Here is a 7,601-nt window from a genome sequence, read left to right as displayed (position 1 = left end):
TCGGCCAGGCGCGGGACCCCGGCGGGCAGGCGTGGGCGTCGGCGGCCCCGGTGACGAGGACCCAGCAGCATCAGGGGGCCTGGCAGGGGCAGGTCCCGACCCAGGGCGGTCCGGGCACCTGGCAGCAGGCGACCCCCGCGCGCTCGGGGATGGGCACCGGGCTCAAGGTGCTCATCGCCCTCGGGATCGCGCTCGCCCTGCTGATGGTCGTGGGCGTCGTCGCGGCGATCGCCATCCCCGTCTACCTGAACCAGCGGCAGCAGGCCGCCCTCGAACCCCTCCGTGCGGCGACCTGCGAGCAGGTCGCCGCCGAGACGATCAGCCTCTCCGCCCAGGAGGTGGCCGCGTCCGCCGAGGAGCAGATCCCGCTGGTGAGCCTCACCGAGACCACGCTCGTCGACGACCGTCGCGCCACCGTCACCGCCCCCTCCGCAGGGACCGAGGCGCTGGTCATGGTCTGCGAGGGCACGGGCGTCTGGGCCGACGACTTCACCAGCACCGTCACCGTGAGCCTCTTCGTCGACGCGGGCCTCGAGACCTTCCAGACGGTGACCTGGGAGGAGTAGGCCGCCTCAGCGAGGCCCGGCCGGCGCCCGTCGACATATCCATCGTGCACAACCGAGTTGTGCACGACCGCTATTCACCCTAGGGTCGGGAGCATGCCGACCGACCTGGATCTCGACCGTCAGGTCTGCTTCGCCCTCTACTCGGCGTCGCGGGCCATCACCGCCGCGTACCGACCCCTGCTCGACCCGCTCGGGCTCACCTACCCGCAGTACCTCGTCATGCTCGTGCTCTGGGAGCGCGACGGTCGAGGGGTCCGCGAGATCGGCGAGGCCCTCGCCCTGGACTCGGGCACCCTCTCCCCCCTGGTGAAGCGGCTCGAGACCCTCGGGCTCGTCGAACGGCGCCGGCAGGCCGAGGACGAGCGCCGCGTCGAGGTGCACCTCACGGCCGACGGCTCCGCGCTGCGCGATCGGGCCGAGAGCGTCCCTGCCCGGCTCGCCTCCGCCACCGGGCTCACCCCTGCGGAGATCGCCCAGCTGCACCAGACCCTGACCCGGCTGCGGCACACCGCCCAGCAGCCGACCGGAACCACCACCAGCACGCCCACCACGGAAGAGGTCACCCCATGAACATCGTCTACACCGCCGACGCCCTCGCGACGGGCGAGGGCCGCAACGGCCGCGCCACCACCTCGGACGGCCGCCTCGACCTGCAGATGGCCATCCCCCGAGAGATGGGCGGCACCGGGGACGGCACCAACCCCGAGCAGCTCTTCGCCGCGGGCTACGCGGCCTGCTTCCACTCGGCCCTGCAGTCCGTGGCCCGCGCCAGCAAGGCCGACGTCCGGGACTCGGCCGTCGGGGCCCAGGTCGGCATCGGCCCCACGGGGGACGGCGCCTTCGGGCTCGAGGTCACCCTCGAGGTCACGCTGCCGCACCTCTCGCGCGAGGAGGCCCAGGCCCTCACCGAGCAGGCCCACCAGGTGTGCCCGTACTCGAACGCCACCCGCGGCAACGTCGAGGTGACCCTCACGGTCACCGAGGAGGCCGCATGAGCACCCCGACCACCACCCGCGAGATCCACCTCGCCGAGCGCCCCACGGGCCGGCCCACCGCCGAGACCTTCGCCCTGGTCGAGGCCGAGCTGCCCGAGCTCGCCGAGGGCCAGGTGCTGGTGCGCACGACCGCGATGTCGGTCGACCCCTACATGCGGCCCCGCATGAACGACGTGAAGTCCTACGTCCCGCCCTTCCAGGTGGGGGCTCCGCTCGACGGTGGGGCCGTGGGCGAGGTCATCGCCTCCCGGTCACCTGACCGGTCCGTGGGCGACGTCGTCCTGCACGGCCTGGGCTGGCGCGAGCACGCCGTCGTCGACGCCGACCGCACCACACGCGTGGACACCTCCCTCGCCCCGGCCCGGGCCTACCTGGGCGCCCTGGGCATGCCAGGGCTGACCGCCTACGTCGGGCTGACCGCGGTGGCCGAGCTCGCCGCGGGCGACCGGGTCTTCGTCTCGGGGGCCGCCGGGGCGGTGGGCTCTCTCGCCGTGCAGATGGCCCGGCTGCTCGGTGCCTCGCAGGTGGTGGGCAGCGCAGGCTCGGCGACCAAGGTCGCGCGGCTGCGCGAGCTCGGGGTCGACGCAGCGTTCGACTACCACGACGGGCCCGTGGCCGAGCAGCTCGCCGCCGCCGCCCCCGAAGGCATCGACCTGTACTTCGACAACGTCGGCGGCGAGCACCTCGAGGCCGCGATCGCCTCGGCCCGGCAGGGTGGGCGGATCGCGCTGTGCGGGGCGATCTCTCAGTACGACGCCGCCGAGGCCCAGGGCCCGCGCAACATGTTCAGCGCGATCGGCAAGGGCCTCAACCTGCGCGGGTTCATCGTGGGCACCTACGCCCACCTGCAGCCCGAGTTCGCGCAGCGGATGGCCGGGTGGCTCGCCGACGGCAGCATCCAGACCGACGAGACCGTCGTCGAAGGGCTCGAGAACGCCCCCGAGGCCTTCATCGGCATGCTCGGCGGTCAGAACACCGGGAAGATGATCGTCACGCTCGGCTGAGGGCCCGCTAACGCCCGCGCCTGTGGCAGGCGGGGCGACGGGGACCGGCCTCAGCCGAGGACGCGCAGGCTGTCGCCGACCGCGTGGACGAAGGTGCGCTCGACGACCACGACCCTGGCCGAGCTGGGCTGCGGCGCCCGCCACACCTCCTCGCCCGACCCCAGGTCGAGGGCCATCATGCTGCGCCCCTCGCTGAGGTCCCAGCTCGGGACGAGCAGCCGCACCCCGTCGGTCACCACGGGGTACAGGGGGAGGATCCCCGTGGCGTGCTCCCGGTCCCACAGCTCCTCACCCGTGCGGAGGTCCAGCGCGCGCAGCCTGACGGCGTCGTCGAGCACCACGAGGTCGCCGACCCGCAGCAGCGCACGGTCCGCCGCGTCGGTACCCCATCGCACGCCCCCCGAGCGGACGTCGACCGCGCGCAGGCGCCCCTCGTGCCGGAGCAGCTCGAGGTAGGGGTGCGCACCGTCGTCGACCCCGGCGGCGAGGGGCTGGCCCCCCAGGCTCACCAGCGCCCCGCCCGCCCGGTCGGCCCACGTCCCCCCGCTACCGCGTACCACGGTGAAGCCGACGCTCGACGTCGTGACCCGCAGCCCGTCGTCCCGCTCCGCCCGTGCTCGCCATCGGCCGAGCACCGTCCCGTCCTCGTCGAGGACCGCCGCGGCCCGGCCGCTCACGTGCACCAGACCGTCCGAGACCTCGAGACGCAGGTCGCTCGAGGTCGCCCCCTCCTCGAGCAGGTCGGGCACGCGGGTGGACCAGGTGACCGTCCCGTCCAGGGCGCTCCGCTCGAGGACGAGGTCGCGGCCGTCACGACGGGCCACGACCAGGTCGTCCCCGAGGGGCTGCCAGCCGATGGTCGTCGATCCGAGGTCGCGGACATGACGCACCGCGCCGTCCTCGGCGTCCAGCACCACGAGGCGTCGCGGGTCCCCGCCGAGCTCGGCGTCGGTGTTGGGCGCCCGCTGCCCCGTGCTCGGCACCTCGCACAGCAGGGCGCCGCCGTCCTCGACCGCGGCCTCGCAGGCGTCCACCTGAGGCTCGGGGTCCCCCGGGTCGCGCGCCACCTCGCGCCGCCACCTCAGCTCTCCGGTGGCGACGTCGTGCGCCGAGGTCCGCAGCTCGCCGAAGGCCTCGTCGGCGGTGATCAGCAGCCCGCCGGTCAGGCTCGTGGCGGGCACCTCGGTGCTCCAGAGCTCCTCGAGTGGTTCCCGCAGCGACGGAGCGGCCCCGGGGACCTCGGCGAGCGCCGCCACCCGGGCCTCGTCGCGCTGCACCTCCCGCAGGTCCTGCCACGCGCCCCACCCGAGCGTCGCGCCGACCAGGGCGAGGACGAGCCCCCCGGAGACGACCCCGGCCCGACGACGGCGCGCGCGGGCCGCGGGGTCCGCGGCACGGTCGGGCTCGGCAGCACCGACCCACGGCAGCTCGATGCCGTCGCGCTCCTCGACGAGCTCGACGTCGACGGTCTCCTCGCCGCGTGCCACCCCTCGACCCTACGGACCGGGGTCAGATGTAGCGCAGCATGTACTCGTGGTCGCTGTCCCGGCCCATGGTCGGGTCCGGCGGCGGGTCGGTGTCACTCACCGCGACCATGTCCGCGGGATCCACCGGCTCGGGCAAGGCCCGGAAGGCGGCCCGCGGGTCCGGCTCGGCGGACGGGGCTGCGCGGAAGGTGCCGAGGTCGACCACGTCGGTCGCAGGACCGTGCTCGGCGTGCGGCCCGGACTGAGCGGGATCGACCATGGGGACCTCCGGTGCGTGGTGCGGCTGAGGCTCACCGTAGGCCGGTCTCGCAGCGCGCACCAGGGCACGGCGCGAGCCCCCCGCTACCCGACGAGCTACCCGACGAGCGGGGCGGCCTCGGGGTAGCGGAAGCGGCGTTGCCTCTCGCGCAGGGCGAGCGCCGTCCCGAGGGTGATCGGGCCGAGGCGCCCGACGAACATGAGGACGATGAGCAGCACCTGGTGCCAGTGCTCGAGCTCGGCGGTGATACCGGTGGACAGGCCCACGGTCGCGAAGGCCGAGACCACCTCGAAAAGCACCTCGTCGAGGGTGAAGGACGAGGTCATCGCGATCGCGATGGTCACCGTGACCACCGTCGCGAGGCTCAGGGCCACCACGGCGAGGGCCTGCCGGAGGGCGGCGGGGGCGATCCGGCGGTCGAAGGCCGTCGCGTCGGAGTCCCCGCGCAGCTCGGACCAGATGGCGATGAGCAGGACGGCGAAGGTCGTGACCTTGATGCCGCCGGCCGTGCCGCCGCTGCCCCCACCGATGAACATGAGCACGTCGGTGCCGAGCAGCGTCCCGGTGTTCATCGCTCCGGTGTCGATGCTGTTGAAGCCGGCGGTGCGCGGCATGACGCCCTGGAAGAACCCGGCGAGCAGCTTGCCCGGGGTGCTCATCGGCCCGAGGGTCGCCGGGTTCCGCCACTCGGCCGCGAGCACGAACACCGTGCCCACCACGAGCAGCACCACCGTCACCACCAGGGTGAGCCGGGTGTGCAGGCTCCAGCGCGAGGGGGTGCGGCGCTGGCGCTGCAGCTCGAGGAGCACCGGGAACCCCAGCCCACCGATGACCACCGCCGCGGCGATCGGCAGGCACACCCAGGCGTCGGTCGCGAAGCCCATGAGGCTGTCGCTGTACAGCGCGAACCCCGCGTTGTTGAAGGCGGAGACCGAGTGGAAGGTGCCCAGCCACAGGGCCCGCCCGAGCGGCTCCCCGTAGGCGACCATCAGCCGCCCGGTGAGGAGCAGGGCGGTGACGACCTCGACCGCGACGGTCACCGTGCCGACGCCGAGGAGCACCGACCGGACGTCCCCCAGCCCCACCGAGCGGGTCGCCGTCGCCGCGACCAGCCGGGACCCGAGGCCCAGACGGCGCGAGATGAGCAGGCCCAGCAGCGTGGCCAGGGTCATGATGCCGAAGCCGCCCACCTGGATGAGGACGAGGACGACCACCTGGCCGAAGGTGCTCCACGCGGTCGCGGTGTCGACCACGACGAGGCCGGTCACGCAGACCGCCGAGGTCGCGGTGAAGAGGGCGTCGAGCAGCCCGGCCCGCGGGCCCGTCGAGGAGACCGGGAGCATCAGCAGGGCCGTGCCGACGGCGATCGCGAGGGCGAACCCTCCGACCACGAGCTGGCCGGGGCGCCGTCGGGCGGCGTGGTGCGAGGCCCGCCGGGCGGCACGGGCGCGCTGGGCGGCCGGCCCGCTGTCGAGGGACGGGACCTCATCGGGCATGGTGAGGGTGCGCCCGAGGGCGGTGCGTCCGATGGCGGGGACGTGCGTCCGGGTCCCGACGGAGAGAACATGCATCGTCGGGCCGCTCCACAGCACGTGCCGCCCCCGGACGGGGCAGCTCCTTCACTCACTATCGGCCGCCCCGGGGCCTGCTATCACCGCGAAGGGCCTGGTGGGGCGGACCTTGACGGGATCTTGACGCCGCGGGTGAAACCGCCGCCCGGTGACGTGGGTCAGGGCTCGAAGACGTACCCGCGGCCCGGCCGGGTGAGCAGGTGCACCGGGTGGCTCGGGTCGTCCTCGAGCTTGCGGCGCAGCTGGGCAGCGTAGACGCGCAGGTAGTTGGACTCGGTCCCGTAGGCCGGGCCCCAGACCTCGTGCAGCAGGTCCTGGTGGCTGACCAGGTGGCCCGCCTGGCGGACCAGCACCTCGAGCATGGACCACTCGGTCGGGGTCAGGCGCACCTCCTGCCCGTGGCGCTCGACCCGCTTGCGCGCGAGGTCCACCCGCAGCGTCCCCGCCTCGACCACGGCCCCGCCCCCCACGGGGGGCTCGGCGCGGCGCACCGCAGCCCGCAGCCGGGCCAGCAGCTCGTCGACGGCGAAGGGCTTGGTCACGTAGTCGTCGGCCCCCGCGTCGAGGGCCGCGATCGTGGCCTCGCCGCCGTGGCGGGCCGAGAGGACCACGACCGGTGTGCGGGTCCAGCCGCGCAGCCGCGCGAGGACCTCCTGCCCGTCGAGGTCCGGGAGGCCGAGGTCCAGGACGACGACGTCGGGGCTCAGGTCCGCGACCGCTGCCAGGGCCGTCTCGCCGTCGGGGGCCGTGAGCACCTCCCAGCCGTGAGCCCGCAGGGTGATCGCCAGGACCCGCAGCAGCGCGGCGTCGTCGTCGACCACCAGGACGCGGTGCCCTGACGGCTCGGTCGCGGACGTCACGGGACCTCACCCGCGAGGCCCACGGAGACGACCATGGTCAGGCCGCCCCCCGGGGTGTCCTGGACGGCGAGGCCCGCGCCGACGGCCTCGGCGAGGCCCCGTGCGACGGCCAGGCCCAGGCCCATGCCCGCGGGACCACCCGTGGGGCCCCGGTCGACGTCGTCCGCCAGACGACGGAAGGGGGCGAAGATGACCTCGCGCTCCTCGGGGGCCACCCCCGGCCCGGTGTCCACCACGCGGATCTCGACCGCGGCGCCGCAGATGCGGGCCACGACCTGGACGGGCACCCCGGCAGGGGCGAAGCGCACGGCGTTGGCCACCAGGTTGGCGACCACCCGCTCGAGCAGACCGGGGTCGGTCAGCACGAGCGGGAGGTCCTCGGGGAGGTCGAGCACCGGTGCCGGCTCGAGGCCCTCGACGGCCAGGGGCACGACCTCCTCCAGGCTCACGGCACGCAGGTCGGGGCGCACCGCCCCGGTGTGCAGCAGGGACAGGTCGAGCAGGTTGTCGATCAGCCGCTCGAGCCTGGTGGTCGAGCGGTCGATGGTCTCGACCAGGACGGCGCGGTCCTCGCGGTCGAGCAGGGCCTCCCCCGCGGCCAGCCCGTCGACCGCTGCACGGGTCGCCGCGAGCGGGGTGCGCAGGTCGTGCGAGGCCGCGGTGAGCAGGGCGGTCCGGATGGCGTTGCCCTGCTCGAGCCCCTGGGCACGCACGGCCCGCTCGCGCAGACGCTCGCGGGCCAGCACGAGGGACACCTGCCCGGCGAAGGCGCCGAGCACCCGGCGGTCGCGGTCGTCGAGGGCACGGCCCGGCAGGTCGATCGCGACGTCCCCCACGACCGCGGCTGTGGCGGGCGGCG

General features: G+C 74.6%; 9 protein-coding genes. 4 read left to right on the top strand and 5 right to left on the bottom strand.

Annotation, left to right across the window (positions count from 1 at the left end; genetic code table 11):
• From L0B03_RS11200 to L0B03_RS11185, 4 genes are all read left to right on the top strand, one after another.
• Nucleotides 1–566 (top strand): hypothetical protein (locus tag L0B03_RS11200; RefSeq protein ID WP_250445877.1); only part of this gene is annotated, 566 nt, incomplete at its 5' end.
• A 93-nt stretch (nt 567–659) separates the two neighbouring features.
• Nucleotides 660–1,136, top strand: a complete 477-nt coding sequence (locus tag L0B03_RS11195; RefSeq protein WP_250445876.1) for a MarR family winged helix-turn-helix transcriptional regulator — start codon at nt 660–662, stop codon at nt 1,134–1,136.
• Nucleotides 1,133–1,561 carry an organic hydroperoxide resistance protein gene (locus L0B03_RS11190; protein WP_250445875.1) on the top strand — a complete coding sequence of 143 codons (429 nt, stop codon included), beginning with the start codon at nt 1,133–1,135 and terminating at the stop codon, nt 1,559–1,561. Before L0B03_RS11195 ends, L0B03_RS11190 begins: the two co-directional genes overlap by 4 nt.
• Nucleotides 1,558–2,565, top strand: coding sequence for an NADP-dependent oxidoreductase (locus tag L0B03_RS11185; protein WP_250445874.1), 1,008 nt, complete (start codon nt 1,558–1,560; stop codon nt 2,563–2,565). Before L0B03_RS11190 ends, L0B03_RS11185 begins: the two co-directional genes overlap by 4 nt.
• A gap of 50 nt (nt 2,566–2,615) precedes the next feature.
• Here the strand turns inward: L0B03_RS11185 and L0B03_RS11180 are convergent, their stop codons facing one another.
• From L0B03_RS11180 to L0B03_RS11160, 5 genes are all read right to left on the bottom strand, one after another.
• The gene (locus L0B03_RS11180; protein WP_250445873.1) at nt 2,616–4,052 is read right to left on the bottom strand and encodes a PQQ-binding-like beta-propeller repeat protein; all 1,437 of its coding nucleotides are present in this window, start codon (nt 4,050–4,052) and stop codon (nt 2,616–2,618) included.
• Nucleotides 4,053–4,074: 22 nt separating this feature from the next.
• Nucleotides 4,075–4,311: a hypothetical protein gene (locus L0B03_RS11175; protein WP_250445872.1), complete on the bottom strand. Its 237-nt coding sequence runs from the start codon at nt 4,309–4,311 to the stop codon at nt 4,075–4,077.
• A 95-nt stretch (nt 4,312–4,406) separates the two neighbouring features.
• Nucleotides 4,407–5,882, bottom strand: coding sequence for a TrkH family potassium uptake protein (locus tag L0B03_RS11170; protein WP_250445871.1), 1,476 nt, complete (start codon nt 5,880–5,882; stop codon nt 4,407–4,409).
• Between the two features lie 158 nt (nt 5,883–6,040).
• Complete coding sequence (locus L0B03_RS11165; protein ID WP_250445870.1) at nt 6,041–6,742, bottom strand: response regulator transcription factor; 702 nt, start codon at nt 6,740–6,742, stop codon at nt 6,041–6,043.
• Nucleotides 6,739–7,601, bottom strand: an 863-nt coding sequence (locus L0B03_RS11160) for a sensor histidine kinase KdpD (RefSeq protein ID WP_250445869.1), incomplete at its 5' end; no start/stop codon positions are given. The genes L0B03_RS11165 and L0B03_RS11160, both read right to left, overlap by 4 nt.

Origin of the sequence: Actinotalea sp. C106, from assembly GCF_023630195.1 — a bacterium.
Classification (GTDB): Bacteria; Actinomycetota; Actinomycetes; order Actinomycetales; family Cellulomonadaceae; genus Actinotalea.
The sequence above is the reverse complement of the archived record's forward strand: the minus strand, read 5'-3'. Positions and strand labels throughout refer to the sequence as shown.